This window comes from Streptomyces sp. NPDC044719, assembly GCF_056433405.1.
Genome location: NZ_JBWKHE010000007.1, coordinates 486,248 through 512,105, shown reverse-complemented (window position 1 = coordinate 512,105; position 25,858 = coordinate 486,248). Strand labels below are relative to the sequence as shown.

Here is a 25,858-nt window from a genome sequence, read left to right as displayed (position 1 = left end):
ACGCTCAAAAGCCTGAGTTAACGGAGGTAACACCCAAGGTCAAAAAGGTAAGCGCATACCGACCAATCAGTTTGGCCAAACCCTCGCGCTGCCCCGGTACTCCGAAGTAACGTGCGTGGCCGCCCGCCCCCCACCTCCCTGCGGCCCGCCGCACCGGATCCAACCCTCGCAAGGAGCACCGGGATGTCCTACGACCCGCCACCGTCCTACCCCTACCCACCACCCGATTCCTCGCCCTCCTACCACACGTACGACACCTACCCCTGGCAGCCGCAGCAGCCGTCCGAACCACCCGAGCCGCGCGCCCAGCGCCACACCGCGCTCGGGCACCACAGCGACCTGCGGGTGCTGCGCAGCGCCTACCGCTGGCAGCGCCGCGTGGCCACGCTCACGGCGCTCGGCTACTTCACCCTGTTCCTGATCCTGTCGGCGTTCGCACCGTCGTTCATGACGAGCACCGTCACCGACGGCCTGCCCACCGGCCTGCTGCTCGCCCTCATCCAGGTGCCCGTGACCTGGCTCGCCATCGCCCTGTACGAGCAGACGGCCCGCCGTCGCGTCGACCCGATCGCGGACCGGATACGCAAGCAGGCCCAGCTGGACGCCAAGCGGGAGGCGGCACGGTGATCAGCGAGTTCAGCGGCAACGCGCAGGCGATGTCCCTGGTGGGCTTCACATCGGTCGCGACGATCACCCTGCTGCTCTGCGTGATGACGGGCCCGGACCGGGACGACCTCGACGAGTTCTACACCGGCTACAGCTCGCTGTCCCCCATGCGCAACGGCCTGGCGATCGCCGGCGACTACATCTCCGCCGCGACGGTCCTCGGCACCGGCGGCGTGATCGCCCTCTTCGGCTACGACGGCACCGTCCTGGCCATGAGCACGGCGCTGTCGCTGATGCTGCTGATGTTCCTGCTGGCCGAACCGCTGCGCAACGCGGGCCGGTTCACCATGGGCGACGCGCTGACCCGCCGTATGCCGGGACGCGGTGTGCGGATCGCGGCCTGTGCGGTGACGCTGGCGGCGCTGGTGCCGCTGATGCTGGTGCAGTTGGCGGGGACCGGGCAGCTGATGGCGTTCATCCTCGGCTTCTCCGGCGAGTCGATGCAGACGGGCTGCATCATCGGCGTGGGCGCGCTCATGATCAGTTACGCGGCGATCGGCGGCATGAAGGGCACCGCCCTCATCCAGATCCTCAAGATCGTGATGCTGCTCGGTTCGGGCATGGTGGTCGCGGTACTGATCCTGAACCGGTTCGACTGGGACCCGGGGGCCCTGTTCGGCGCGGCCGCCGACAACAGCGGCGTGGGCTCGGCGTTCCTCTCGTCCGGCCTGCAGTTCGCGGGCGGTCCCAGCCCCGGCCTGGACATGATCACCTCGCAGCTGACCGTGGTCCTCGGCGGTGGCGTCCTGCCGCACGTCACCATGCGCATGTACACCGCCTCCAGCGCCCGGCAGGTACGGCGTTCGATGTCCTGGGCCGTGTCCGGCGTGGCCCTGTTCGTGCTCGTCATCACGGTCATCGGCTTCGGCGCGACCGCGCTGATCGGGCGGGAGACGATCGCCCAGGTCGACCCGCAGGGCAACACGGCCTATCTGCTGGGCTCGCAGGCGGCGTTCGGCGCCGAGGTGTCGACGGCGGAGACATTCCTGTTCACGACCGTCACCACGGCCGTCTTCCTCACGCTGCTCGCCTCCGTCGCCGGCATGATCCTCGCCTGCGCCAACTCCCTCGCGCACGACGTGTTCGCGGCCCGGGTGCAGGAGATGTCACCGCGCCGCGAGATGACACTGGCCCGGCTCTCGGCCCTGGCGGTGGGCATCCCGGCGATCCTGCTGGCCACGCTCGTCCAGCACCGCAGCCTCCAGCCGCTGGTGACGCTGTCCTTCTGCCTCGGCGCCTCCGCCATCGCGCCCGCGCTGGTCTACAGCCTCTTCTGGCGCCGCTACACCCGGACGGGCCTGCTCAGCACCCTCATCGGCGGCTCGCTGGCCGTCCTGCTGCTGATGCCGGGCACCAACCTGGTCTCCGGCTCCCCCGTCTCGGCCTTCCCCGACGCCGACTTCAACTGGTTCCCGTTCACCACCACGGGCCTGCTCTCCATACCCCTGGGCTTCGCCTGCGGCTGGCTGGGCACGATGGCCTCCGGCCGCCGGAAGTCGGAGGAACAACGCCACCAGTACGAGGCGGTGGAGGGCTGGATCCTCGCGGGCGCGGTACGCAGGAACCACTGACCGGAAGCGGCACGGCACGACGCCCCGCCGGCCTCGCGAGAGCGGCGGCCGGGGCGTCACCCGCATCCGCCGGCACACGACACCATCGCCCACGCGCGACGGCCCGTGTCACTCCCCCGCCGGCCCCGCCGGCCCCGCCCACGCCGCCAGGCTGGCGTGGACGCGGTCGATGTGGGCCCGCACGTCCTCGCCCTGCTCCGCGTGCGCGCGCAGCAGCCGCTCCGTCTCGTCTTCGACGCGGTCCGCGTGTTCCCGGGCCTGGGCGATCAGCTCCGCGGCACGCTCCTGGGCCTCCTCCTGCCGGCTGCGGGCCGATTCCTCGGCGTCGGCGAGGGCCTGCTCCGCCTCGGACAGGTCCCGCTCGGCGCGCGCCACCGCCTCCGCGTGGCGCGCGTCCAGCTCCTCAGCCCGCGCCGCCTCCTCGCGCTCCACCTCCGCCCAGCGCTCCGCACGCTCCTTTTCCCGCTCGGCGAGCATCCCGGAGGAGCGCTGCCGCATCTCCCGCAGCGCGGCCAGCGCCTCACCCCGCTGTTCCTTCGCCCCGCACCGGACCGAGACACGGATCTCCTCGGCCTCCGCGCTCGCCACGAGCAGCCGCTGCCGGGCACGTTCGTCGGCGTCGGCGCGTACGGCGTCGGCGTGCGCCTGCGCGGCCTCGCGCATCTCGGCCGCGGCGGCCTGCGCATCCTCGACGATGCGCCGCGCCTCCTCCCGCGCCCTGTCCCGAACGGCCTCGGCCTCCTCCCGGCCGAGTTCGAAGAGCCGCCGCGCCCCCTCCCCGAGCGACGCGTAGTCCTGCGGCGCGAGCCCCGCCACGGTCTCCCGCAGCAGGGCCAGTTCCGCGTCCATCTGCCGGGCGAGCACCGTCAGCCGGGCGGCCCGCTCCCAGGCCGCGTCACGATTCTGGGAGACGGCCTCGGCGTACCTGTCCACCTGCTCGGGACGGTAGCCACGCCCCCGCCCGGCCACGAAGCCGTGCGGCGACACCGACGCGCTGCTCATCCTGGAACCCCTCTCCACCTCACCGACGCGAAGCCGCACAAGAAACGGGATGATTTCGCGCACATCTTGGTGGATCAGGCAGAAGTGTTCATAACGCGACACTCCGCACAGAGGTCACGGGCCCACGACCGGCCCGTACGGCCGTCAGCCCCATGTGGTGCCCGCGGGCTCCTGGATGGTCGTGTTGATGCGGTTGAACATGTTCGTGAGCGAGACGGTGAGAATCAGCCCGGAGAGTTCCTTCTCGTCGAAGTGATCGGCCACCTCGTCCCACAGGGCGTCCGGCACCGACTCCTCCGAAAGGTCCGCGAGCCGCGTGATCGCCTCCGTCAGTTTCAGCGCCGCACGCTCGGCGTCCGAGAAGAAGGGGGCGTGACGCCAGGCCGCGACGGCACTGATCCGCTCCTCACTCACCCCGGCCTTGCGGAGGTTGACGGTGTGCCCGTGCACACAGGCGCCACAGCCGTTGATCTGGCTGGCGCGCAGCCCGACGATCTCCGCCAGCTCCTGCCGCAGGCCGCCCTCCCCGATCGCCTGGAAGATGCCGCCGATGCCCTTCATCGCGCCGGGAAGGACGTACGCCGGGTTCGTCATCCGTGCCTGCATGATCTCTGCCTCCTGTGTCGGTGCGTCGCTGTCACTTCACTGACGAAGCGGCACGAGGAGATGTGACAGCCGGACACGAAGAAGCCGGGCCCGGTCGTACGACCGACCGGGCCCGGCTTCTCTTTCCGCACGTCAGCGGCGGTGTGTCACAGCAGTCCGTCCCACATCTGCTCCAGCAGCACCGACCACCAGCTCTCCGGCGACCCCAGTGCCGCCGGGTCGAGCGCGGCCAGCTGTGCCTGGAAGTCGACGGTCCAGCGGCCCGCCTGCTCCTGGTTCAGCCCGAACCGCAGCCGCCACATCCGCCCGAGCAGCGCCAGACAGCGCGCGAATTCCGGCAGCCCGGTGTTCACGAACTGCGGCGGCACGGGCGCCCCGCCCGGCCCCGCCTCCACCGGCACGGCGACGATGTTGGCCGTGCCGTACTGCACACAGATCGCCTTGCCGAAGTCGCTGCCCATCACCAGATAGGAACCCGCGTCCGAGGCCGGCTGCACACCGCGCTCGGCCGCCAGCTCCGCCAGCGTCGGAACGGGCCGGCCCGGCTGCGCCTGCGCCCAGAAGAACGGGCCCATGTCCATCGGCAAACCGGCCGCCACCAGCGTGTGCGCCACGACCGGCGGCACCCCCTGACGCGACACCGCGGCCTGCTCGAACCGGAACACACCCGGCCCGAACGCGGCCCCCAGCTCCTGCGCGACGGCCTCCGGCGGAACCGGCGGCGCCGGCTGCACCGGCGGCAGCGGAGCACGCACCGGAGCCGGACGCGCCGGGCCGTCCGCCACCTGGTGCAACTCGCCCTGGTGGGCCAGCAACTGCCGCATGCCCTGCTGCCGGCTCGCGTGGTCCGTGCCGTACGGCGCGATGCTCGTGATGCGCGCCTGCGGCCACTGCTCCCGGATCATCCGCGCGCAGTACGCGCCCGGCAGCTCGCACGACTCCAGCTCGGTGTGCAGCTCCAGCACCTGGTCCGGGGGCACGTTCATGGCCCGCAGCTCATGGAAGATCTGCCACTCCGGGTGCGGCGTACCCGGCGCCGAACGCCGGATCAGCTGCTGCTCGGAACCGTCCTGCGCGCGGTAGCGCAACACGGCCTGGTAGCCGGGACCGACCGTCGGCTGCCCGGCGGGCGGCTGCGGATAGCCGTACGCCGGCGGCGGCCCGGGGACGGGCTGACCGGGCGGCGGCACCGCACCGGGCGGCACCGCACCCGGCGGCACCGCACCGGGCGGCACCGCACCCGGCATCGCGCCGGGCGGCGGCATCGGCGGCGCGGCGGGGGGTGCGCCGGGAGCCTGCGGCGGCGGAGGCACGCCGGGACCCCCCGCCGGGGGCGGGGAGGCCAGCATGGTCTCGGCGTGATGCACAGGCCCCGCGCCGGCTCCGGGCACACCCGGGGCACCGGGAGCACCGGGAGCACCGGGAGGATGCGGAACACCCGGAGGCTGGGAGGCACCAGGCGCACCGGGCGGTCCCGGAGGCTGCGGCGGCTGAGGCGCGCCCGGGCCCGGCCGGCCGGGATCGGCCAGCATCGTGGCGGCATGGTGGACACCGCCCGGGGGCGTACCACCGGGGGCACCAGGAGGCTGCGGCGCACCAGGGGCGCCAGGAGCACCCGGCGCGCCCGGCGGCTGCTGCGGAGGCAGCGGCGCACCCTGGCCCGTCGGCACCCCGGCCCCCGAAGGACTCCCGGCACCACCGGGACCCTGAGGAGCACCAGGAGCACCAGGAGCACCAGGAGGTCCGGGAACCCCGGGAGCCCCAGGCCCTTCAGGCCCAAGCGCAGACACCATCTGCGTCGGCACATACCCACCCGCCGGAGTCCCCGGCGCACCGGGCCCCGACGGCGGAGGCGTATCGCCCGGCCGCGCACCCGGCGTACCCGGCGCGCCCGGCGGAGGCGGCGTGGTCGGACCCGCGCCCCGGCCACGACCCGGCGGCGGAGTCGCCTTGCTGGTCGCGGCGTCGGCGATGTCCCCGGCGTTCGGCGCGAGCGGCCGCTCCGGCGCACCCGGCCCGGCAGGCGGCTGCGGATAGCCGTACGGCTGCCCGCTCGGCGACGCGGGCGGCGGCGTACTGCCCTGCGGCACACCGGCGGGGGGCGTGCCCGGCACACCACCGTGCGGCGAGGTACCCGGCGCCCCGGGAGCGGCGCCCGGCCCCGCCGGATAGCCGTACCCCGGACCGGCCGGAGTCCCGGCGCCCTGCGCGTTCGGCGCGTCCGCCGGAAGCCCGTCGGCCGCCGGCCCGTCCACCGCCGGCGTGACCGCCGTCCGCGGCAGCTGGCTCCCGCCCGCGATCAGCGCGGTCTTGGCGTCGGACGTCGTCGAGGGCGGCGACGGGTTCTCGTCGGCCTCGCCCAGCGGCGGCGCGAAAACCGTCGCGGGCAGCGGTACGGAACGGTCGTCTCCGCCATCGCCGTTGGTGTCCGTGCCGGCCCAGGGCGTCGCCCCGGCAGGCGCGGCCGGAGCCACCGGGCCACCCGGAGCACCCGGCGCACCCGGCGCACCCGGCGCACCCGGAGCACCGGAAGCGTCCGAGTCACTCCCCCCAGCGGCCGGCCACGACGCCCCGCTCCCGGAGCCGGAATCACCCGCGGAACCGGAACCGGAAACAGAAGGAGACGCGGACGCAGACGCAGCCGACTCGGCGGCGGACCCCGCCCCGGCCCCCCGCCGATCCGGAATCCCCAGCTTGTCCGCCGCGTCCTGCAACCACTCCGGCGGAGTCAGCAGGAAGGACGTCTGATTCAGATCCACCCGCGCGGGAGGCGCCGGCGCCGGCTCGTCCACCGCGTCCGGACGGCCGTACTCCTCCTCGTACCGGCGGATCACCTCACCGACCGGCAGCCCGGGCCACAGCGTCGCCTCGCCACTGTCCCGCGCGATCACCAGCCGCTGCGCGCCCCCGTCCGAGCGGGGCCCGTCCGCACGGTCCTCGGCCCACACCACGAACCCGAGGTCGAACTCCCGCACCCGCACCTCACGATGCTGGTACGACGGCAGGTCGCCGTTGATCCACTCTTCCGCGCGCTCCTGCGCCTGAGCGAAGGTCACCATCGCCGAAGTCACTCCCCCACAGCCGAGGACGACACCGCACCCACCGGCACCACACGCGCGAACCCGCCGTCCACCATCAGGTTCGCCACCGTCTCCAACTCCGGCGGATTGCCGGCCAGCCGCGACAGGAAGACGTCGAAGTCGTCCCCGCACGGCAGCAGCAGCCGCTCCACCCGCTCCGCCGGCGGCGTCGAGGGATCCACGTCCCGCGCGTCGTCGTACGAGCAGAACCACACGGAGCCGATCCGCTCGCCCTTCACCTTCACGGCGAGCAGCCCGCCCTGGACGAAGGAGACGCCCAGGTAGTCCTTGGTCAGATGGTCCCGCAGACACTTGTTGACGTACACCAGGTCATTGACCGCGGCCTCGTCCCGCACCGTGAAGAACGGCTGGTCGACCAGCAGCCCCAGCTCCGCGTCGAGCGCGGCACCCACCGGCGCGCAACCGCCCGCCGCCTTCAGGAACGACCGGTACGCGCCCGGCAGCCGGTAGCCCAGCTCCTCCTCGACGTTCTGCACCTGCGACTCCGTCACGGCCACCCCCGACTTCGGCAGCCCGAAGTGCGCCGGACGCGTCTCCTGGAGCGGCCGCGTGCCCCGCTTGCCGTGATCGACACCCGACGTGGCCACACCGCCGTGATGCCGCAGCAGCGCCTTCACCTCGACCGGGACCAGCTCGAGCCGCCGCGAGGCGACCGCGTGGTGCCAGGTCCAGCCGTGCGGTGTCGCCACCGCCGGCACCGTGTCCCACAGCTCGTGCCCGGACGCCGACAGCGCGCTGTTCGCCGACACGTAGTCCGTCAGCCGCAACTCGTCGACACCGAAACCCTCCGGCGGCTCCGCGATCTCCGCGACCGCGCGCGCGTAGGGCGAGAAGTCGGGGTAGCCACGCTCGTCGACCCGCACCCCTCTCGGGTGACGGGCCGCCCGGACCGGGTCCGGGAAATGCACGACCTGCCCGGCGTAGGCCGCGTTCGGCGGCGCGGCTTGCTGCCCGAGCCGACCTGTCGTCATGGCGGTTGCCCCCTGCGGCACTCTGTACGAACCGTATTGACCACCTTTGGCGCACTACGGCCCGTATCGACTGTCACGTCTGTCCGTCTCGACTGTCCGTCTCGACTTCTCTGCGCTTCCCTGCACGCGCCGACCCGCGGATCACCCTCCGGTTCACTGCATCGATCTCCGAACGGATCACCGCATCGCCCGCGGTGCCGACAGCCTATGCGGTACGACGACACCGGTCACCGGCACCGGCCGGCACCCCCTCCGCTTCCGTGACCAGCCGTCACCCCACCGTGACGGCGCAACCCGGAACGGGCGTGTCGCCGCGCCCCAGCTTCCGCACCAGCCACGGCATTTGGCAGTCTGTGACCCCCGGGGGGATGCACGGAGGGGAAGACGATCATGAACGCGACACAGACGGGACCACACACCGGCCGGTCCGCCGACCCACGAAACGGCGATCCCCGGCACGGCGACCCGCGCCACGGCGACCCAAGAGGCGGCGATCCCCGCAACGGCGGCCCGAGAGCCGGCGACCCCCGCAACGGCGACCCCCGCATCGGCTGGAGCGCCACCGAAGCGGCCCACGCCCCCGCCCTCCACCACCGCCGCGACGGCATCCTCCCCACCGTCGCCGCCGCCCTCTCCGTCCGCGGCGCCACCCTCACCGGCACCGCCGCCCGCGGCGACACACCCCCGGGACTGCACCCCCTCGTCCAGGACTTCCTGGACACCCTCACCAGCGCCCAGCGCGACCGCTTCACCGGCCGCTGCGCCGAAACCATCCTCATCTCCCGGCACATCGCCGCGGCCGACACCGCACGCAGCAAACGCGCCGCACGAAAACCCATGACCAACGGCGAGGCCCGCAAAGCCCTCAAGCAGGCCAAACTCACCGCCCGGCACATCCGCGAGGACGGCGACCCCCTCCACGGCACCTTCGCCACCCCCTGCCGCGCCTGCACCGCCCTCAGCGCCCACTTCGGGGTCCGCATAGTCGACCCGGCGTCCCAGAACGACTGACGCCCCGCCCCGACCCACCCCGGAACCACCCGGCACCGCGGCGCGCCCTCACACCCGCCGCCCCCTCCCCCCAGCACCTCGACGAGACGAAGGGCAGATGCACACCGACCGCACCTCCACCACCCGCTTCCCCGTACCCGTCGACGCCGCCCTGCGCGCCGCCGGCTGGCAACCCGGACGCTGGGACATCAAGCAGGCCGAATACTGGGCCGACGCCCTGCGCGACCACGCCTCACCCGCAGGCCACCGGCACACCGTCTTCCCCGCCGCCGTCGAAGCCTGGGCGGAATTCGGCGGACTCCACCTCGCACCCACCGGCCCCGGCCGCCAGGTCGCCCCCGCCACCCTGCACCTCGACCCCCTGCACGGCCTCCACATGGCCCGCACCCTCGGCGACCTCGGCCGCGCCCTCGGCACCGAGGTCTGCCCCCTGGGCGCCGAGACCGACAGCCAGTCCCTCGTCGCCATCGACACCGACGGCCGCGTCTACACCCTCGACCACACCGGCGACTGGTACCTCGGCCCCGACATCGACCAGGCCCTCTCCACCCTCATCGCCGGCACGGAACCCGTACGCCTCACAGCGAGCTGACAACACCGGGACCGAAGACAACCAGGACCGAGGACAACCGGGACCGAGGACAAGCGGGACCGAGGACAAGCGGGCCCTACGACGCCGGAATCACCGCCGACACCCGGAAACCCCCCGCGTCCGTCGGCCCGGACACGAACACCCCGCCCAGCGCCGCAACCCGCTCCTTCATCCCCACCAGCCCGTTCCCCCCGGACGGCAACCGCGCCGACGACGCCGCCTCCTCGGGCGGCTCGTTCTCCACCTGCATCGCGATCTCCGACACCCGATGCGCCAGCCGCACATAGGTCTTCGCCCCGGCCGCGTGCTTGTGGACGTTCGTCAACGCCTCCTGCACCACCCGGTAAGCCGTCTGCTCGACCTCCGGCGCATACGACCGCTCATCCCCCTCCACCGACAGATCCACCACCATCCCCGCGGCGGCCGACTGCCCGACCAGCTCCTCGATCTCCGCCAGACACGGCCCCTCGTCGTCAGCGGCCCGCGAAGCCGCCGCGGCCGCGGCCGCCCCCACCGCCGCCAGCGGCACCGACGCCGCACGCTCACGCCGCTCTTCCCCACCACTGCGCAGCACCCCGAGCATCTCCCGCAACTCGGTCAGCGCCTGACGCCCCATGTCCCCCACCAGCGCGGCGTTCCTGACGGCCTTCTCGGGATCCTTCCGCGCCACCGCCTGCAACGCCGCGGCATGCACCACCATCAGACTCACCCGGTGCGCGACCACGTCGTGCATCTCCCGCGCGATCCTGGTCCGCTCCTCGTTCCGGGCCCACTCGGCCCGCTCCTCCGCACGCTCCGCGAGCAGCTGCAGCTCCCGCTCCAGATCGTCAGCCCGCTCCCGCAGGCTCTCCATCAGCCGCCGCCGGGCTCCCACATACAGCCCGAGCAGCACGGGAGGCGCCGTGAACCCCACCGACATCGTGATGGCCGCGAAGGGCACGAACCAGTCCCCGATGTCCAGGTCCCCCCGCGACATGTCCTGCCGCGTCTTCACGAACGTCACGATGAGCGTCCCCAGCAGCGACATCCCCGCAAGCGAGGCGAGGATCCGCCGGGGCACCTCGCACGCGGCCAGCGTGTAAAGGCCGACGACGCCCATCAGGAAGCCCATCTCGGCGGGCGTGATGGCGATCGACACCAGCACCACCGCGATCGGCCACCGCCGCCGCACGAGCAGCACGGAACCGGCCAGCAGCCCGAACACCACCCCCGCCGCCACCGGGATCCCCGCATCCCTGGCGAACGGAACACCCTCGAACCCGCACTCCAGCGCGGACGCCACGGCCAGACTCACATCGAACACGGCACTGCGCCGCCTGGCCCACCACCACGGCCCTCCCCGGGCCGTCACATGGTCTTCCCCCGTCGCGGTCATGCCCTCCAGCCTAAAGGCGCCCACCGCCGCTTTTCCGGTGAGTTTCCCGGACTGGCCTACACCACACTCCGTGACCGTTCAGCCGCGATACGGCCCGATATCCCTCGAACTGCTGAATCGCGCACCGTTCGATCCCGGAGGCCTCCATTCCGCCCGGACGGTATGCGTATGACACATGCCAACGGCAAATACGCCGACTTCGAGGGACTGCGGGAAAGGGCGGTGGCGTTGCGCCGCGCGGGCCTCAGCCGACGCCAGATCCGCGACCGCCTCCAGGTCGACAACAACGACATCCTCAACCGCCTCCTGGAAGGCGAACCGGCCCCCGCCTGGACGAAGCGCCCCAACGCGAAGGACGACCTCCGCGAGAGGGCGAGGGAACTCCGCCTCCAGGGCTGGACGTACGACCAGATCCAGGTGGAGCTGGGGTGCTCGAAGAGTTCGATCTCGCTGTGGGTGCGGGACCTGCCGAAGCCGGAGCGCAAGCGAACCCCCGAGGAGGCGTCAGCGATCGCGAGGCGGGGCTGGGAAGCCACCATGCGCCTGCGCGACGAGGAACGACAGCGCACAAAGGAGACCGCCAGACAAGCCGTCGGCGACCTGTCGACACGGGAGCTGTTCCTGCTGGGCGTCGGCCTTTATTGGGCGGAGGGTGGCAAGGACAAGCCCTACGACCGCCGCGAGAACGTCTGCTTCGTCAACAGCGACTCCGGCATGATCGAGGTGTTCCTGGCCTGGCTCGACCTACTGGGAGTGGAACGCGAGCGGCTCAGGTTCACCGTGATGATCCACGAGTCCGCCGACGTGGCAGCAGCCGAGCAGCACTGGTCCGACCTCGTCGGTGCCGACCGCGCCGCGTTCAACAGGACGACGCTCAAGAGGCACAACCCCAAGACCCGCCGTAAGAACGTCGGCGATTCCTATCGCGGTTGCCTAGTGGTCAAAGTCCTGAAGGGTGCCGATCTGTACCGTCGCATCGAGGGGTCCTGGTACGGCATAGTGGACTCCGCGCGCAAGGCCGATCTTTCCAATCGGACATAACGCGTGATCCATCCCGGATCGTCTAAGGGCAGGACAAACGGTTTTGGTCCGTTGAATGAGGGTTCGAATCCTTCTCCGGGAGCTCACAGAACACAACGGTTCGGTTCGCGTCCTGACTGGCAAACTCCCGCTCGGGCCCCACACCCCCACCCCCCACAAAACCCCCCGGTATCCTGCGGATGAAACCCCACCCCATCCACAGCCGAAGGGCATCCCGTGAGCGCCAACCGCCCGGCAGCCGTCGTCGTTCTCGCAGCGGGTGAGGGCACCCGTATGAAGTCGGCCACACCCAAGGTCCTGCACGAGCTCTGCGGCCGCAGTCTCGTCGGGCACGTGCTCGCCGCCGCGGGCGAGCTGCACCCCGAGAACCTGGTCGTCGTGGTCGGCCACGCCCGTGAGAAGGTCACCGCCCACCTCGGCGAGATCGCCCCCGCCGTCCGCACCGCCGTACAGGCCGAACAGAACGGCACCGGGCACGCCGTACGGATGGGTCTCGAGGCACTCGGCGGGTCCGTCGACGGGACCGTCGTGGTGGTGTGCGGGGACACTCCGCTGCTCACCGGCGCGACCCTCGACGCCCTCGCCGCCACCCACTCCGCCGACGGCAACGCGGTCACCGTACTGACCGCCGAGGTGCCGGACGCGACCGGCTACGGCCGGATCGTCCGCGACGACACCGGCGCCGTGACCGCGATCGTGGAGCACAAGGACGCCACCGACGCGCAGCGGTCGATCCGTGAGATCAACTCGGGTGTGTTCGCGTTCGACGGCCAGCTGCTCGCCGACGCGCTGAAGAAGGTGCGCACGGACAACAGCCAGGGCGAGGAGTACCTGACCGACGTGCTCGGCATCCTGCGCGAGGCGGGGCACCGGGTCGGGGCCTCCGTGGCCGGCGACCACCGGGAGATCGCCGGGATCAACAACCGGGTGCAGCTTTCCGAGGCCCGACGGATCCTCAACGACCGGCTGCTGACCGGGGCCATGCTCGCCGGTGTGACGGTCGTCGACCCGGCCACGACCTGGATCGACGTCACGGTGACGTTCGAGCAGGACGCCGTGGTGCACCCGGGCACCCAGCTGCACGGCTCGACGCATCTCGGCGAGGGCGCGGAGGTCGGGCCCAACTCCCGGCTGACCGACACCCGGGTCGGGGCGGGCGCGCGCGTGGACAACACCGTGGCCGTGAGCGCCGAGGTGGGCCCGGGCGCGTCGGTGGGGCCGTACGCGTACTTGCGTCCGGGGACGCGGCTGGGTGCCAGGGGCAAGATCGGGACGTACGTCGAGACGAAGAACGCCACGATCGGGGAGGGCACGAAGGTGCCTCATCTCTCCTATGTGGGTGACGCGACGATCGGTGAGCAGTCGAACATCGGTGCCGCGAGTGTGTTCGTGAACTACGACGGCCGGGAGAAGCACCACACGACCATCGGGTCTCACTGCCGTACGGGCTCGGACAACATGTTTGTGGCGCCTGTCACGGTGGGGGACGGTGCGTACACCGCGGCCGGGTCGGTGATCACGAAGGACGTACCGCCCGGTTCGCTGGCCGTGGCCCGTGGTCAGCAGCGGAATATCGAGGGTTGGGTGGCTCGAAAGCGTCCGGGGAGCGCGGCCGCGAAGGCGGCTGAGGCGGCTTCCCGGGAGTCGGCCGAGGAGGGCTGACCGGAAAGCGGTGCCTCAAACACGGCGTACGGTGATAAGTGCACACCCGCACCCCCACCAGTTGAGACGCCCTCTCGCGAGCCGGCTGAGAGGTCTCTCGACCCCAGATCGAAACCCCAGCTGCGACACCTCTGAGGAGACAGTGCTGTGACCGGGATCAAGACGACCGGCGAGAAGAAGTTGATGTTCTTCTCCGGCCGCGCCCACCCCGAGCTTGCCGAGGAGGTTGCCCACCAGCTGGGTGTCGGGGTCGTCCCGACGAAGGCCTTCGACTTCGCCAACGGTGAGATCTATGTGCGTTACCAGGAGTCGGCGCGTGGCGCCGACTGCTTCCTGATCCAGAGCCACACGGCTCCGATCAACAAGTGGATCATGGAGCAGTTGATCATGATCGACGCGCTGAAGCGCGCGTCGGCCCGGTCCATCACGGTCATCGTGCCCTTCTACGGTTACGCGCGGCAGGACAAGAAGCACCGCGGACGTGAACCGATTTCGGCGCGTCTGATCGCGGACATGATGAAGACGGCGGGTGCGGACCGCATTCTCACCGTCGACCTGCACACGGACCAGATCCAGGGCTTCTTCGACGGGCCGGTGGATCACCTGTTCGCGCTGCCGCTGCTGGCGGACTACGTGGGCCGGAAGGTGGACCGGGAGAAGCTGACGGTCGTGTCTCCGGACGCGGGCCGGGTGCGGGTCGCGGACCGCTGGTGCGACCGGCTGGGCGCGCCGCTGGCGATCGTGCACAAGCGGCGGGACAAGGACGTCGCGAACCAGGTCACCGTCCACGAGGTCGTGGGTGAGGTGAAGGGGCGCGTGTGTGTCCTGGTGGACGACATGATCGACACCGGTGGGACGATCTGTGCCGCTGCCGACGCGCTGTTCGCGCACGGCGCGGAGGATGTGATCGTGACGGCGACGCACGGTGTGCTGTCGGGTCCGGCGGCTGACCGGCTGAAGAACTCGCGGGTGAGCGAGTTCGTGTTCACGAACACGCTGCCGACGCCGGGTGAGCTGAGCGGGGACCTGGACAAGATCTCGGTGCTGTCGATCGCGCCGACGATCGCGAGCGCGGTGCGTGAGGTGTTCGAGGACGGTTCGGTGACGAGCCTGTTCGACGAGCAGTGAGGGCTCTTCCGGAGTTCCTGTAGATCGTTTTGGGTGCGGCCTCCCCTGCCGAGTAGACTGCTGCAGTTGCTCGGCGAGGGAGGCCGTTTCCTGTTGTGGGATGCGGTGGTCCGTTATCGACGCGCTCTTCGTAGCAGGCCGTTCGTGGCCGGGTGACCACGTCCGTTCCTACTTCGAGGAGTGACTATGTCCGAGGTGAAGATCTCCGCCGCGACGCGCACCGAGTTCGGCAAGGGTGCCGCGCGCCGTATCCGTCGTGAGTCCAAGGTTCCGGGTGTCCTGTACGGGCACGGTTCGGACCCGCTGCACGTGACGCTGCCGGGCCACGACCTGCTGATGGCGCTGCGTACGCCGAACGTCCTGATCGCGCTGGACATCGACGGCAAGACCAAGGAGCTGGCGATTCCGAAGGCCGTGCAGCGTGACCCGCTGAAGGGCTTCCTGGAGCACGTCGACCTGCTGCTGGTGAAGCAGGGCGAGCGCGTCAACGTCGACATCTACGTCCACACCGAGGGTGAGCTGGCCCCGGGCGGCTTCCTGCTGGAGCACGTGCTGAACGCGCTGCCGGTCGAGGCCGAGGCCACGCACATCCCGGAGTCCGTGACGGTCTCCATCGAGGGTCTGTCGGCCGGTGACTCGATCCTGGCCAAGGACATCACGCTGCCGAAGGGCACGACGCTGGCCGTCGAGGAGGACACCGTCGTCCTTCAGGTCCTGGCCGCGCAGGCCGAGGAGGCCGCTGCGGGTGAAGAGGCCGAGGGTGAAGAGGCCGCTGAGGCCTGATTCTCTTCGTCGTCGTTTCGTCGGCCGCTGTTCCGGTGCGGAGCAGCGGCCGACGCGTATGAAGGAGACATGGACGTGACGACCGATGCCGCCGCTCCCTGGCTGATCGTGGGGCTGGGCAATCCGGGGCCGGAGTATGCGGGGAACCGGCACAACGTGGGTTTCATGGTGGCCGATCTGCTGGCGGATCGGGTCGGGGGGAGGTTCAAGCGGGCGGGGAAGGCGCAGGCGCAGGTGATCGAGGGTCGGATCGGGCCGCCTGGGCCGGCGAATCGCCGGGTTATCCTGGCGAAGCCGATGTCGTACATGAACCTGTCGGGCGGGCCGGTGAACGCGCTGCGGGATTTCTACAAGGTGCCGGTCGCCCATGTGGTGGCGATCCATGACGAGTTGGACATCGATTACGGGACCTTGCGGCTGAAGCTGGGCGGTGGGGACAACGGGCACAACGGTCTGAAGTCGATGACGAAGGCGTTCGGGGCGGATTATCACCGGGTGCGGTTCGGGATCGGCCGGCCGCCGGGGCGGATGCAGGTCGCCGACTTCGTGCTGAAGGACTTCTCCTCGACGGAGCGCAAGGAGCTGGACTACTTCGTGGACCGGGCGGCGGACGCGGTGGAGTGTCTGGTGATCGAGGGGCTGGAGCGGGCGCAAGGTACGTACAACTCCTGACTTGTCACCCCAGGGAGTTGACCGGCCGTACGGGTATGGCCAATGATCCCGGCCATGCCCCCCACTGCCATCGCCTCTCACCAGAGCTCTCATGCCGTGCTGCGGTTCGGACGGTTCGCGGCGATGGGCACGGTCGCCGCGCTGATCCTGATCGCGGGTGTGTGGGCGTCGTGGGGTACGGCGCAGCATGTGATGCTGACGAAGGGCCGGGAGAGCGGCACGGTCGAGGTGACGCGGTGCGGGCCGGACACGTGCACGGGTACGTTCACGCCGTTGTCGCAGGGTGCGCAGCCCCGGCCGAGGGTCGAGCTGGAGAAGTCCGTCGCGGTGGAGAAGGGCCGGACCTACACGGTGGTCCTGAAGCCCGGCAGTGATCACGCGGTGCGGTCGGGCCCGGCGGGGGTTCTGTACGCGTGGATTCCGCTGGGTGGCGCGCTGTTGCTGGCGTCGGTCGTGGTGGCGGGCGGGCTGTTGCGGACGCGGGTGGCGTGGGTGCTGGCCCTGTCGGGGGTGGCGGTGCTGACGGCGGCTTTCGTGACCGTCTGAGGGGTACCGGCGTTCTCCTCTCATGCGGAGGGGGCCGAGCGTTGTGTGTTCGTGATTGACGTGACTTCGGGCGAGGCTGGATGCTGAGCCGCCCCCTCCACATCTTCCCGGTCACTTCTCGAAGATGGACGAATTCTCGATGCGAACCCTCTCCCGCGCCGGCACTGTGTCCGCCGCCGCTTCCGCGGTCCTCCTGCTCGCTCCGGCCGCTCACGCCGCCCCTCCCGGTGACAACGGCACGGTCAAGATCCATGACGCCTCGACGGGCGAGGAGCTGCGCCGCAACGAGCCGCATGTGTGCGCCTTCTACCTGGATGCCTTCGGTTTCGACGCTGGTCAGCGGGTGGACTGGCGCATCGACGCCATTCCCCCGAGTGAGAACAAGGGGGAGACGGTGGATTCCGGCTCGCTGACGCTGGACGGCAAGGGTCACGGCCGTTCGGAGGACCTGTCGCTGCCCGACGGGCACTACAAGCTGTTCTGGAACTTCGACGGTGAGAAGGGTGCCGCCAAGCACAAGGTGTTCTGGACGGACTGCGAGGACGAGCAGGAGCCGGGCGGTTCGACGCCGTCCGGGTCGGCGTCCGCGTCGCCGTCGTCCGGGGCGTCTGAGGAGCCGTCGGGTGCGCCGGAGACGTCGGGGTCACCGAGTTCGCCGGCCGGCGAGGTCGCGGCGTCCTCGTCGCCGTCGCCGCAGGGGGTCGCCGACGGTGACCTCGCGGAGACGGGCAGCGGGGCTCCGGTGGGTCTGCTGTCCGGTGTGGCGGCGGTGCTGGTCGGGTTCGGCGGGTTCCTGGTGTTCAGGCGCCGGCGGCTCGGCCGCGGCTGACGTGGAACGAGACGTGCCCCCGAGCCTGTACGGGCTCGGGGGCACGGTCGTGTCCGGGGAGCGGCTCAGCCGGTGTTGCGCAGGCCCGCTGCCACGCCGTTGACGGTGAGGAGCAGGGCGCGGGCGAGCAGCGGGTCGGGTTCTTCGGCGGCGCCGACGGCGTCGCGCTGCCGCTTGAGCAGGGCGACCTGGAGGTAGGAGATGGGGTCGAGGTAGGCGTCGCGGATGGCGAAGGTCTGCTTGAGGACGGGCGCGGCGTCGAGAAGTTCCTCTTCGCCGGTCACGCGCAGCACCTCACGCACGGTCAGTTCGTGCTCGGCCTTGATGGTGTCGAAGACGTGCTTGAGCTCGTCGGGGACGAGGGTGTCGACGTAGTGCTGGGCGATCCGCAGGTCGGTCTTGGCCAGGGTCATCTCGACGTTGGAGATGAAGTTGCGGAAGAAGTGCCACTGTCCGTGCATCTCGTCGAGGACGGTGTCACCTTCTTGCCGCAGGCCCGCTTCGCGCAGTGCCTTGAGGCCGGAGCCGACGCCGAACCAGCCGGGGACGATCTGCCGGGACTGGGTCCAGCCGAACACCCACGGGATGGCCCGCAGCCCGTCCAGGCCGGCGCCGGTGTCGGGGCGGCGTGAGGGGCGGGAGCCGAGGTGGAGGTCGGCGAGCTGGTCGACGGGTGTGGAGGCGAAGAAGTACGCCGGGAGGTCGGGGTCCTCGACGAGCCTGCGGTAGGCGGCCTCGGCGGCCTCGGAGACGACGTCCATCGCGGCGTCCCAGCGGGCCAGGGCCTCGTCCGACTGGCGCGGGGCGGTGTGCAGGGCGGATGCCTGGAGGGTGGCCGCGACGCTCAGTTCCAGGTTTTCCCTGGCCAGGGCGGGGATGAGGTACTTGTCGGAGATGACCTCGCCCTGCTCGGTCACCTTGATCTCGCCCTCCAGGGTGCCCCAGGGCTGGGCGAGGATGGCGTCGTGGGTGGGGCCGCCGCCGCGGCCGACGGTGCCGCCGCGGCCGTGGAAGAGCCGGAGCCGGACGCCGTAGCGGTGCGCGACGTCGCGCAGGCGGCGCTGGGCGCGGTGGATCTCCCACTGGCTGGTGGTGATGCCGCCGAACTTGGAGGAGTCGGAGTACCCGAGCATGACCTCCTGGACGTCGCCCCGCAGCGCCACGAGCCTGCGGTACGACGGGTCGGAGAGCATGTCCTCCAGGATGGTGTCCGCGGCCTTGAGCTCGTCGGTGGTCTCCAGCAGCGGCACGATGCCGATCTTGGCCCAGCCGGCGTGCAGGTCGATCAGGCCGGCCTCGCGGGCGAGGACGGCGGCGGCGAAGACGTCGTCGGCGCCCTGGCACATGGAGATGATGTAGGACTCGATGACCTCGGGCCCGAAGACCTCCAGGGCCCGCTTCACGGTCTGGAAGACGCCGAAGGTCTTCTCGCCGGGCGCGTCGACGGGCGCCGGGGTGGGCGCGAGGGGGCGGCGGGAGCGCAGTTCCTTGGCGAGCAGTCTGGCGCGGTAGTCGCGGGGCATGTCCGCGTACCGCCAGGACTCCTCGCCGAGCCGGTCGAAGAGCTGGCCGAGGGCGTGGTGGTGGGCGTCCGCGTGTTCGCGTACGTCCATGGTGGCGAGCTGGAGGCCGAAGGCGGCGAGGGTGCGGATGGTGCGGGCGAGGCGGCCGTCGGCGAAGAGGCCACCGCGGTGCTCGCGCAGGGAGCTCTGGATGATCCGCAGGTCGTCGAGGAGCTGGCTGGTGCCGAGGTAGTCGCGGCCCGGGACGTGTGCGGTGCCCTTGGCGAGGCGCTTCTTGGTGTTCTCCAGCTTCTGCCGGATGCAGGTGGCCTTGAGCCGGTAGGGCTCCTCGGCGTTGAGGCGCTTGTAGCGGGGGCTGATCTCGGGGAGGTTCTCCAGGTCGGTCTGGAGGGAGGTCAGCAGTTCCTCGGTGGCGCCGGCGTAGCGGATGGAGTTGGACAGGAAGCCGCGCAGCTCGTCGATCGTCTCGAGGGCGTCGTTGATGCCGTGCTCGTGCTGGAGGATGAGGACGTCCCAGGTCACCTGGGGTGTGACGTTGGGGTTGCCGTCGCGGTCGCCGCCGATCCAGGTGCCGAAGGTGAGCGGGCGGGTGTCGTCGGGGAGCTTGACCCCGGCGCGCTCCAGCTCGGCGGTGAGGTCCTCCAGCACGTCGCCGACGGCGTTGGCGTGCAGTTCGTCCAGGTAGTAGATGGCGTTGCGGGCCTCGTCGGCGGGCTCGGGGCGGACGACGCGCAGTTCGTCGGTCTGCCAGACGAGGTCAATGTTCTCGGCCAGCCGGATGTCGAGACGGCGTCGGTCGGACTCGATGACGGGGGTGTCGAGGAGCGCGGCGACGCGCCGGAGCTTGTTCAGGACCGACCGGCGCGCGGCCTCGGTCGGGTGGGCCGTGAACACGGGACGAATATTGAGGTTCCGAACCGTCTCGCGCAGGTGTTCGGGGTCGGCGTCCTTGAGCCGGTCGGCCGTACGGGCGAGCAGTCCGCCCTCGGCGGCGCGGCGGGCGCGCAGCTCGCGGCCGCGGTGGACCTGCTCGGTGACGTTGGCCAGGTGGAAATAGGTGGAGAACGCGCGGACCAGCTTGGCCGCGGTCTGCAGTTCCGTGCCGCGTAGCAGCTCGGCGGCGGCCTCGCCGTCCTCACGGGTGAGGCGGCGGACCTTCTCGACGAGTTCCAGGAGCTCAGGGCCCTCCTGCCGGACAAGGGTCTCCCCGAGGAGGTCACCCAGCCGGCGGATGTCGGCACGCAGCTCACTGCTCGTCGTCGTGGTCTGGTCGTCGGCACTGCTCACAGGTGCGGCTCCTTGCAGTGTTGAAGCTCGTCTGGGAGGGGAACCCGGACGGCGTCTCGCGCGGCGTGCGCCGCATACGGGCCGGACATCCGGGAAGAAATCAGAGCGGACCGCGCTGTCCGACCGACTCCAGGATAGGTGTCAGCGGGGACGCGCAGGCTCTCGGGCTCTTGCCGCCGGGCGGCGCACTGCCATACTTACGAAGCCGTAGGTTACGGAACCGTAGGAAGCAGCCGTACGGGTCCCCGTGCCCCGGCTACCCCCACTTCTTCATCCACATACCCCCCAGGGGACGCGTATGACCAGTAGTTCCGACGTGATCGAGGACGCCCCCGAGGCGCCCGGTCAGGCCACCGACCCCGCAGCCCCCTCCTCCGCCACGCTGGGCGGCGAGCAGAAGCGGTCCATCGAGCAGATCACTCTCCTCCTCTTCATCATCGTCCCGTTCGTCGCCGTGCTGGCGGCGGTGCCGCTGGCCTGGGGCTGGGGTGTGAGCTGGCTGGACATGGGCCTGCTGGTGTTCTTCTACTACCTGGGGTGCCACGGCATCACGATCGGCTTCCACCGCCACTTCACGCACGGTTCCTTCAAGGCCAAGCGGCCTTTGAAGATCGCGCTGGCCATCGCCGGCTCCATGGCGGTCGAGGGCCCCCTGGTCCGCTGGGTGGCCGATCACCGCAAGCACCACAAGTTCTCCGACGCGGAGGGCGACCCGCACTCGCCGTGGCGTTTCGGTGAGACCGTCCCGGCCCTGATGAAGGGCCTGTGGTGGGCGCACATCGGATGGATGTTCGATGAGGAGCAGACTCCGCAGGACAAGTACGCCCCGGACCTGATCAAGGACAAGACGCTCCGCACGATCTCCCGCCAGTTCATCCTGTGGACGGCCCTCTCCCTGGCGCTCCCGCCCCTGATCGGCGGCCTGGTCACGATGTCCTGGTGGGGTGCCTTCACGGCGTTCTTCTGGGGTTCGCTCGTCCGGGTGGCCCTGCTGCACCATGTGACGTGGTCGATCAACTCGATCTGCCACGCGGTCGGCAAGCGCCCCTTCAAGTCGCGCGACCGGTCGGGCAACGTGTGGTGGCTCGCGGTGCTGTCCTGCGGCGAGTCCTGGCACAACCTGCACCACGCCGACCCCACCTCCGCGCGGCACGGGGTGATGCGCGGCCAACTGGACTCCTCCGCCCGGCTGATCCGCTGGTTCGAGATGGCCGGCTGGGCGTACGACGTGCGCTGGCCGTCACGCTCGCGTATCGATTCGCGCCGTAACGACGGGGAAGGCGGCTCCCGGCGCGGGAAGGAACCCGTCGAGGCGGCATGATGGTCGCTGTGGCGACCGACTCGAGCAGCACCCCCAGCAATGACAAGCCGCGGCGAGTGCGTCGCACGCGGATGACCGGCGCCGAGCGCCGCCAACAGCTGCTGGAGATCGGTCGCACACTCTTCGCCGCGAAGGGGTTCGAGGGCACGTCGGTGGAGGAGATCGCGGCGAAGGCCGGGGTCTCCAAGCCGGTGGTGTACGAGCACTTCGGCGGCAAGGAGGGGCTGTACGCGGTGGTCGTGGACCGCGAGATGCGGTGTCTGCTGGACATGGTGACGAGTTCCCTCACGGCCGGTCACCCTCGCGAACTCTGCGAACAGGCCGCCTTCGCCCTCCTGGACTACATCGAGGAGCACACGGACGGCTTCCGCATCCTGGTCCGGGACTCCCCCATCCCCCAGTCGACGGGCTCCTTCGCCTCCTTGATCTCGGACATCGCCACCCAGGTCGAGGACATCCTCGGCAAGGAGTTCAAGAGCCGCGGCTTCGACCCCAAGCTGGCCCCGCTGTACGCCCAGGCCCTGGTCGGCATGGTCGCCCTGACCGGCCAGTGGTGGCTGGACGTACGCAAGCCGAAGAAGGCCGAGGTGGCCGCGCACCTGGTGAACCTGGCCTGGCACGGCCTGGACGGCCTGGAGCCGAAGCCGCATTTGATAGGGCGCCGCAAGAGCTAGCACATAACAGAACCTGAAGAAATGAATCACTAGATTACTCTTGTGGCATCATGTAGCCATGACTGAGATCACGATCAGCTCCGCCCGTTCCCAGCTCGGCGACCTGGTCCGGCGCGCGGCCCACAGCCGCGAGACCATCGCCATCACCGACCACGGCCATGTGGCCGCGCTGCTCGTGTCTCCCCAGGTGATAGAGGATCTCGAGGACGCCCTCGCGGTCGCGGACTATCAGCGGCGCAAGGCGGAGGGCACGCTGGGCGAGGGCATCCCGCACGAAGAGGTGGGGCGCATGCTGGGGCTGCGTCCGTGACCTACCGCATCATCTGGGAGCCGAACGCCACGAACGCGGCCGTGCGCTTCCCCAAGGACGATCCGACCGGCCTTGCCGCCGTCTACGAGGCCGTCGACGCCCTCGCCGAAACACCCCGCCCCGCTGCCTCCACCCCGTATGGCTGGGACTTCCGCCGACTCCGCGTCGGCGACTACCGCGTCCTCTACGCCATCGACGACGAGGTGATCCACATCCTCATCACCCACCTCGGCCGCACCACCTGAACCACCCCTCACCCCCGTTTCCGGGCCACCGCGAAAACCCGGCGGAACGGAAACGGGGTGCCCTTCGCTCCGGCCGGATACGCCTCGCGCAAAGCCGCCCGGTACTCGGCGACGAAGTTCTCCCGCGCCCCGGGGTCGCCGGCGAGGGCGGTCAGCACGGGTCGCAGGCCGGTCCCCTTCACCCAGTCCAGCACCGGGTCCTCGCCGTGGAGCAGATGGATGTACGTCGTCTCCCACACGTCGGCGGTGCAGCCGAGGGCGGTGAGGTGCTCCAGGTAGGCCTCGGGTGCGAGGACGGCGTCGGCGTGGCGCAAGGTGCCGGCGAGCCGGTCGCGCCAGCGCGGGGAATCGGCGAGTTCGCGCATGAGCCGGTGGCTGGGGGCGTCGAAGTTCCCGGGCACCTGGAAGGCGAAGGTGCCGGACGGCTTCAGCCCGGCCACCCAGTCGGCGAACCGCTCGACATGCCCCGGCACCCACTGCAGCGTGGCGTTGCTGACGATCAGGTCGTACGGCTCGGCCGGCGCCCAGGTGCGCACGTCGGCGAGGGCGAAGTCGAGGCGCCCGCCGCCCTCGGTGGGGCCCTGGTGATCGACGTGGGCCGCGTCGAGCATCTCGGGCGAGTTGTCGTAGCCGGTGATCCGGGCGGTGGGCCAGCGATCGGCGAGCAGCGTGGTGACGTTGCCGGGGCCGCAGCCGAGGTCGGCGATGCGGGGTGCGCCGCCGGGCGGCTCGGGGACGCGGGCGAGGAGGTCGGCGAAGGGGCGGGCGCGGTGGCCGGCGTGGCGGAGGTACTGGGCGGGGTCCCAAGTAGGGGCGGCTGCGGGCATGGAGTCCTCCAGGTGTCCCGGTGGTGGCCGTCGGGGCGCACACCCAAGGTGACATCGCAGGTATCTCGACGTCAAGAAAATGGATGTCAAGAGACTCTACGTCGACACAACCACTACACTGATCGTCATGGAGGACGAGGTCGATCGGCTGGTCGCAGCGTGGCGCCGGGAGCGCCCGGACCTCGACGTGGAACCGCTCGAGGTGCTCAGCCGTGTGAGCAGACTGGCCCGGCATCTGGACCGGGCGCGCCGGCTGGCCTTCTCGGAGCACGGTCTGGAGCCGTGGGAGTTCGACGTCCTGACGGCCCTGCGCCGCGCGGGCACGCCATATCAGCTCTCTCCGGGGCAGCTCCTCACCCAGACCCTGGTCACGTCGGGCACGATGACGAACCGCATCGACCGCCTGGCGAAGAAGGGCCTGGTGGAACGCCTCCCCGACCCCAGCGACCGCCGAGGCGTCCTGGTCCGGCTGACGGACGAGGGCAGGGACCGCGCGGACCAGGCCCTGGCGGGACTGCTGGACCAGGAGCGCGCGATCCTCGCGGAGCTCTCCCGGGCCCAGCGCGGCGAACTGGCGGGGCTGCTACGCCAGCTGACCGCCCCGTTCGACAACATCCCCGGCTAGGTCGACGGGCCCGACCCCGGCCCGCCGGGCCAGGGCGACGGCGGCGAGCGTGGAATGCACGCCCAGCTTGCCCAGCACGTTCTGCATATGGGTCCGCACGGTGTGCGGCGACAGATACAGCCGCTCGGCGACGGCCTTCCTGCCCAGCCCCGCCACCATGCACCGCAGCACTTCCCGCTCCCGCGGCGTCAGCGACTCGACCAGCCGCTCGCTCTCGGTGCGGTGCTTGCGCGCGGCGGTGAGCTCCCGTAGTACGCCGGTCAGCAGGGCGGGCGGCAGATGGGTCTCGTCGCGCAGCACCCCGCGGATGACGGTCAGCAGCCGGGACAGCGAACAGTCCTTGGCGACCCACCCGGAGGCCCCGGCCTGCAGGGCGAGCGCCGCCCGCCGGGGGTCGTCCTTCTCGGCGAGCACGACGATCCGTACGTTCGGCTGCGCGGACCGCACGCCCGTGACGAGGGAGATCCCGTCGACGAGGCCGTCCTCGTTGCTTTCCTGCACCGGTACGGCCGGCCGTATGCCGGGCACCATGCCGCCCAGGTCGGCGTCCACGAGCAGCACGTCGAAGCGCCGCCCCTCGGCGACCGCCCGCTCCAGGCTGCGCAGCGCGGCGGGACCGCTGCCGGCCGCGGAGACGTCGACGTCGGGCTCGGCGGCCAGGGCCGCGGCGAGTGACTCGGCGAAGATGCGATGGTCGTCGACGACCAGGACTCGGATGCGAACCACGTAACCCCCTTCCCCAGGCTCCTGAGAGCAGGGGATTCCCCATCGTCGGAACACGAACCTGCACGGGTACGACGCCGGAGTGCCCGGCCGCTGCGTCTGTCCGTCCGTCTCGCAGCGGTCTGACCGGGTTGCCGCAGCCGCACGGCCGCCGCCGTGCAGAAACCGGTACCCCCACTCCGGGCGTCGTACCCGGCTGTCTCGCCCCCTGATCGGCACCGGCCCCCACCGGTGCTGTTCATCAGGGTACGGCCGGGGGCCGGGAGCGGAAGGTTATTTGCAGAACTGACTGTCCAGCGCGTTTATGGTGTGCCGCATGTTCCGTCTTGAGACAGAAGTCGACAAGGCCCGACGTGATCTGCTCCGCACACGCCTGCGGGAAGCGAACACAACCGCCTCTCCGATCCTGCGAGCCCTGCGCGGAACCCCGGACGAAAGGGACGTCCCGTTGCACGTGTGGGCTGTGAACGACGCGGACGGCGAACTGGCCGGCGGCCTCGTCGGCTACACCTGGGCGACCTGGCTCCACGTCACCTACCTCTGGGTCGACGAACGCCACCGCGGCAAGGGCCTCGGCACCGCCCTGCTCCACGAGTCGGAACGCATCGCGTCCGACGACCGCGGCTGCCGCTCCTCCCGCCTGGAGACATGGGACTTCCAGGCCCCGCGGTTCTACGAGAAGCAGGGGTACGAGGTGGTGTGCGTGGTCCCGGACTATCCGCCGGGGATCACGGAGTACACGCTGACGAAGAGCCTGGGCTGAGCGG

25 protein-coding genes and 1 tRNA gene are annotated in these 25,858 nt (G+C 70.8%); 18 read left to right on the top strand and 8 right to left on the bottom strand.

Features of this window, described 5'->3' with window-relative positions; all coding sequences use genetic code 11:
* The first annotated feature begins 183 nt into the window (after window positions 1–183).
* Window positions 184–627, top strand: coding sequence for a DUF485 domain-containing protein (locus tag AC07DF_RS29040; RefSeq protein ID WP_478977628.1), 444 nt, complete (start codon window positions 184–186; stop codon window positions 625–627).
* Window positions 624–2,237, top strand: a complete 1,614-nt coding sequence (locus AC07DF_RS29035; RefSeq protein ID WP_478977625.1) for a sodium/solute symporter — start codon at window positions 624–626, stop codon at window positions 2,235–2,237. The genes AC07DF_RS29040 and AC07DF_RS29035 overlap by 4 nt, the downstream gene beginning before the upstream one ends.
* Before the next feature lie 108 nt (window positions 2,238–2,345).
* Here the strand turns inward: AC07DF_RS29035 and AC07DF_RS29030 are convergent, their stop codons facing one another.
* The 4 genes from AC07DF_RS29030 to AC07DF_RS29015 form a co-directional block, all read right to left on the bottom strand.
* Complete coding sequence (locus tag AC07DF_RS29030) at window positions 2,346–3,239, bottom strand: cellulose-binding protein (protein ID WP_478977622.1); 894 nt, start codon at window positions 3,237–3,239, stop codon at window positions 2,346–2,348.
* Between the two features lie 144 nt (window positions 3,240–3,383).
* Window positions 3,384–3,845: a carboxymuconolactone decarboxylase family protein gene (locus AC07DF_RS29025; protein ID WP_382588920.1), complete on the bottom strand. Its 462-nt coding sequence runs from the start codon at window positions 3,843–3,845 to the stop codon at window positions 3,384–3,386.
* A gap of 146 nt (window positions 3,846–3,991) precedes the next feature.
* Window positions 3,992–6,904, bottom strand: a complete 2,913-nt coding sequence (locus AC07DF_RS29020; protein WP_478977618.1) for an SUKH-4 family immunity protein — start codon at window positions 6,902–6,904, stop codon at window positions 3,992–3,994.
* 8 nt (window positions 6,905–6,912) lie between these two features.
* Window positions 6,913–7,917, bottom strand: a complete 1,005-nt coding sequence (locus tag AC07DF_RS29015) for an SMI1/KNR4 family protein (RefSeq protein ID WP_478977615.1) — start codon at window positions 7,915–7,917, stop codon at window positions 6,913–6,915.
* 390 nt (window positions 7,918–8,307) lie between these two features.
* Between AC07DF_RS29015 and AC07DF_RS29010 the strand changes: the two genes are divergently transcribed.
* Both AC07DF_RS29010 and AC07DF_RS29005 read left to right on the top strand, forming a co-directional pair.
* Entirely contained in the window at window positions 8,308–8,928 is a 621-nt protein-coding gene (locus tag AC07DF_RS29010; RefSeq protein WP_478977612.1) for a YwqJ-related putative deaminase, read from the top strand.
* A gap of 97 nt (window positions 8,929–9,025) precedes the next feature.
* On the top strand, window positions 9,026–9,520 hold the full coding sequence (locus AC07DF_RS29005) for an SUKH-3 domain-containing protein (protein ID WP_478977609.1): 495 nt from the start codon (window positions 9,026–9,028) through the stop codon (window positions 9,518–9,520).
* 76 nt (window positions 9,521–9,596) lie between these two features.
* Here the strand turns inward: AC07DF_RS29005 and AC07DF_RS29000 are convergent, their stop codons facing one another.
* A complete protein-coding gene (locus AC07DF_RS29000) occupies window positions 9,597–10,895 on the bottom strand; it encodes a sensor histidine kinase (protein ID WP_478977606.1) in 1,299 nt (432 codons plus the stop codon).
* 168 nt (window positions 10,896–11,063) lie between these two features.
* On the opposite strand from AC07DF_RS29000, the gene AC07DF_RS28995 reads away from it, so the two are divergent.
* The 8 genes from AC07DF_RS28995 to AC07DF_RS28960 all read left to right on the top strand — a co-directional run bounded on the left by AC07DF_RS28995 (window position 11,064) and on the right by AC07DF_RS28960 (window position 17,556).
* A complete protein-coding gene (locus AC07DF_RS28995) occupies window positions 11,064–11,936 on the top strand; it encodes a hypothetical protein (RefSeq protein WP_478977603.1) in 873 nt (290 codons plus the stop codon).
* A gap of 11 nt (window positions 11,937–11,947) precedes the next feature.
* Window positions 11,948–12,018, top strand: a tRNA-Gln gene (locus tag AC07DF_RS28990).
* A 134-nt stretch (window positions 12,019–12,152) separates the two neighbouring features.
* The gene (gene glmU / locus AC07DF_RS28985; RefSeq protein WP_478977600.1) at window positions 12,153–13,598 is read left to right on the top strand and encodes a bifunctional UDP-N-acetylglucosamine diphosphorylase/glucosamine-1-phosphate N-acetyltransferase GlmU; all 1,446 of its coding nucleotides are present in this window, start codon (window positions 12,153–12,155) and stop codon (window positions 13,596–13,598) included.
* A gap of 147 nt (window positions 13,599–13,745) precedes the next feature.
* Window positions 13,746–14,726 (top strand): ribose-phosphate diphosphokinase, encoded by a 981-nt coding sequence (locus AC07DF_RS28980; RefSeq protein ID WP_215120928.1) that lies wholly within the window; start codon window positions 13,746–13,748, stop codon window positions 14,724–14,726.
* 186 nt (window positions 14,727–14,912) lie between these two features.
* Window positions 14,913–15,509 (top strand): 50S ribosomal protein L25/general stress protein Ctc, encoded by a 597-nt coding sequence (locus AC07DF_RS28975; protein ID WP_478977596.1) that lies wholly within the window; start codon window positions 14,913–14,915, stop codon window positions 15,507–15,509.
* 69 nt (window positions 15,510–15,578) lie between these two features.
* A complete protein-coding gene (pth, locus tag AC07DF_RS28970) occupies window positions 15,579–16,181 on the top strand; it encodes an aminoacyl-tRNA hydrolase (RefSeq protein ID WP_478977593.1) in 603 nt (200 codons plus the stop codon).
* 42 nt (window positions 16,182–16,223) lie between these two features.
* Entirely contained in the window at window positions 16,224–16,727 is a 504-nt protein-coding gene (locus AC07DF_RS28965) for a hypothetical protein (protein WP_478977590.1), read from the top strand.
* 139 nt (window positions 16,728–16,866) lie between these two features.
* The gene (locus AC07DF_RS28960) at window positions 16,867–17,556 is read left to right on the top strand and encodes an LPXTG cell wall anchor domain-containing protein (protein ID WP_478977587.1); all 690 of its coding nucleotides are present in this window, start codon (window positions 16,867–16,869) and stop codon (window positions 17,554–17,556) included.
* A 65-nt stretch (window positions 17,557–17,621) separates the two neighbouring features.
* On the opposite strand, the gene ppc is transcribed toward AC07DF_RS28960, so the two are convergent.
* A complete protein-coding gene (gene ppc, locus AC07DF_RS28955) occupies window positions 17,622–20,366 on the bottom strand; it encodes a phosphoenolpyruvate carboxylase (RefSeq protein WP_478977584.1) in 2,745 nt (914 codons plus the stop codon).
* Window positions 20,367–20,664: 298 nt separating this feature from the next.
* Between ppc and AC07DF_RS28950 the strand changes: the two genes are divergently transcribed.
* Genes AC07DF_RS28950 through AC07DF_RS28935 form a run of 4 tightly spaced genes read left to right on the top strand, consistent with a single transcriptional unit; the run spans window position 20,665 to window position 22,916 of the window.
* Window positions 20,665–21,687, top strand: coding sequence for an acyl-CoA desaturase (locus AC07DF_RS28950; protein ID WP_478977581.1), 1,023 nt, complete (start codon window positions 20,665–20,667; stop codon window positions 21,685–21,687).
* Window positions 21,684–22,361 carry a TetR/AcrR family transcriptional regulator gene (locus AC07DF_RS28945; protein WP_478977578.1) on the top strand — a complete coding sequence of 226 codons (678 nt, stop codon included), beginning with the start codon at window positions 21,684–21,686 and terminating at the stop codon, window positions 22,359–22,361. Before AC07DF_RS28950 ends, AC07DF_RS28945 begins: the two co-directional genes overlap by 4 nt.
* A gap of 58 nt (window positions 22,362–22,419) precedes the next feature.
* On the top strand, window positions 22,420–22,671 hold the full coding sequence (locus AC07DF_RS28940; protein WP_382832214.1) for a type II toxin-antitoxin system Phd/YefM family antitoxin: 252 nt from the start codon (window positions 22,420–22,422) through the stop codon (window positions 22,669–22,671).
* On the top strand, window positions 22,668–22,916 hold the full coding sequence (locus AC07DF_RS28935; protein WP_478977575.1) for a type II toxin-antitoxin system RelE family toxin: 249 nt from the start codon (window positions 22,668–22,670) through the stop codon (window positions 22,914–22,916). Before AC07DF_RS28940 ends, AC07DF_RS28935 begins: the two co-directional genes overlap by 4 nt.
* Window positions 22,917–22,924: 8 nt before the next feature.
* Here the strand turns inward: AC07DF_RS28935 and AC07DF_RS28930 are convergent, their stop codons facing one another.
* The gene (locus tag AC07DF_RS28930; protein ID WP_478977572.1) at window positions 22,925–23,743 is read right to left on the bottom strand and encodes a trans-aconitate 2-methyltransferase; all 819 of its coding nucleotides are present in this window, start codon (window positions 23,741–23,743) and stop codon (window positions 22,925–22,927) included.
* Between the two features lie 127 nt (window positions 23,744–23,870).
* Here AC07DF_RS28930 and tamR point away from each other — a divergent pair, with 127 nt between their 5' ends.
* Window positions 23,871–24,368, top strand: a complete 498-nt coding sequence (gene tamR, locus AC07DF_RS28925; RefSeq protein WP_030242768.1) for a MarR family transcriptional regulator TamR — start codon at window positions 23,871–23,873, stop codon at window positions 24,366–24,368.
* Here the strand turns inward: tamR and AC07DF_RS28920 are convergent.
* Window positions 24,327–25,094, bottom strand: a complete 768-nt coding sequence (locus AC07DF_RS28920; protein ID WP_469416858.1) for a LuxR C-terminal-related transcriptional regulator — start codon at window positions 25,092–25,094, stop codon at window positions 24,327–24,329. The genes tamR and AC07DF_RS28920 overlap by 42 nt on opposite strands.
* A 301-nt stretch (window positions 25,095–25,395) precedes the next feature.
* Between AC07DF_RS28920 and AC07DF_RS28915 the strand changes: the two genes are divergently transcribed.
* The gene (locus AC07DF_RS28915; RefSeq protein ID WP_478977567.1) at window positions 25,396–25,854 is read left to right on the top strand and encodes a GNAT family N-acetyltransferase; all 459 of its coding nucleotides are present in this window, start codon (window positions 25,396–25,398) and stop codon (window positions 25,852–25,854) included.
* Window positions 25,855–25,858: the final 4 nt, after the last annotated feature.